Raw genomic sequence first — 1,285 nt, forward strand, 5'->3', positions numbered from 1 at the left:
CAAGAAAACAGGGCTTTCTAGCCACGCTTCAAGTTCACATTTTACTGAATTTTTGGGGATATTTTTGAATTTTAGACGCAATACGACTAGTGCAGTATCGTCATTAAATGCAATTTTTTACACCATGCCAACAAAAAATCTATATTTTTTATTTTAAAATAGAATATATAAAATTTTCTAAAACATTTTAGATTTTATAAATTATTGTGAAATTATTATAGGAGGGAAAGGCAATGACAGGTCCAGAAATATTAGATGCCATGTATATAATATCAATGATAGTTATATCCCTCTTAACTATAGCGTTTTGTTTGCCTGCTGCCTTTTGATTTTCATTAATAGTTTGCGGATCATATGCAATTACACGCTTTTGTAAAAAAATCGAGAGTGAGAAATTTTTCCAGATTGATGAGCTAAATATTAAGCTCGTGACGGGCTGCTGTTGCCAAAAAAGCAGATCTTGTTAAACCTCTCTTTTGTGCACAATTATCAATTGCACGTAAAAGCCCTCGTTCAATTGATATATTTGTGCGTATGATTTCTGAATCATTTTCAATAAAAGGAACTTGTATTAAAAAAGCTCCTTCTGACAAAGCTGTTTTGACAGATTTCCGTTGTATGACTTCTTCAAATTTTGAAGGAATAGGCACTCTATCTATATCTTCACAATAAAGTTGGAGTGCTTCTGTTGCATTTGCGATTAAATTTTCTTCCTCATCAGCAGCAGAAAAAAGTCCCTCAAAATCAGGAAACTGAACACCAAAAGCAGATTCTTCATCTTTATGAACAAGAGCAAAAAATCTTTTCATTCTTCTTCTCCTTCTTTTAACCAGCCTGCTTGTTGTGCGATAGAACGTGCTGTACCAATCGGAAGATTTTTTTTAGGATGTGGAACGATAACAACCTTATCATCTTTTTTAAATTTATGATGAGAACCTTTCACTTTGATAAGTTCAAAGCCATCACGCTTTAATTTTGCAATGATTTTTCGGCTATCTTGTTCCATTACCTAAACTCATAATGTGTAAATATATACACATTTTAATGATTTTTCATCTGATGTCAATTCTTTTTTAATGGCTAAAATGCTTATGAAGCGCATTAAGAACAATACGCAAAGAGCTAACAAGATGTGTTAACGATTGATCTTCTATAACAAGATATTGTAATGCAGCGTAAAGATTATACTGTCTATAGAGGTGTTGTGTTTCTTTGATAACCTCTTTCGTCTCTTCATAACAATGAGTTGCTCTTTCAATCCACCGTTTTTGTGCCTCCTCATTTG

2 protein-coding genes and 1 pseudogene are annotated in these 1,285 nt (G+C 32.7%); all 3 read right to left on the reverse strand.

Translation table 11 applies throughout. The annotated features are described in order from the left end of the window. Nucleotides 1–413 precede the first annotated feature (413 nt). Complete coding sequence (locus ACFIMA_RS09625) at nt 414–809, reverse strand: type II toxin-antitoxin system HicB family antitoxin (RefSeq protein ID WP_375693446.1); 396 nt, start codon at nt 807–809, stop codon at nt 414–416. Continuing rightward, nucleotides 806–1,006, reverse strand: a complete 201-nt coding sequence (locus tag ACFIMA_RS09630) for a type II toxin-antitoxin system HicA family toxin (RefSeq protein WP_375612550.1) — start codon at nt 1,004–1,006, stop codon at nt 806–808. The genes ACFIMA_RS09625 and ACFIMA_RS09630 overlap by 4 nt, the downstream gene beginning before the upstream one ends. A gap of 67 nt (nt 1,007–1,073) precedes the next feature. Beyond that, nucleotides 1,074–1,285: pseudogene (locus ACFIMA_RS09635) on the reverse strand (hypothetical protein); the annotation flags it as partial.

This window comes from Bartonella sp. AP88HLJMH (assembly GCF_042195605.1).
Taxonomy (GTDB): domain Bacteria; phylum Pseudomonadota; class Alphaproteobacteria; order Rhizobiales; family Rhizobiaceae; genus Bartonella.

Bases quoted from the DNA above. Each gene is read 5' to 3' on its own strand.
- ACFIMA_RS09625 (WP_375693446.1), bottom strand. From the start codon at position 809: ATGAAAAGATTTTTTGCTCTTGTTCATAAAGATGAAGAATCTGCTTTT.
- ACFIMA_RS09630 (WP_375612550.1), bottom strand. From the start codon at position 1,006: ATGGAACAAGATAGCCGAAAAATCATTGCAAAATTAAAGCGTGATGGC.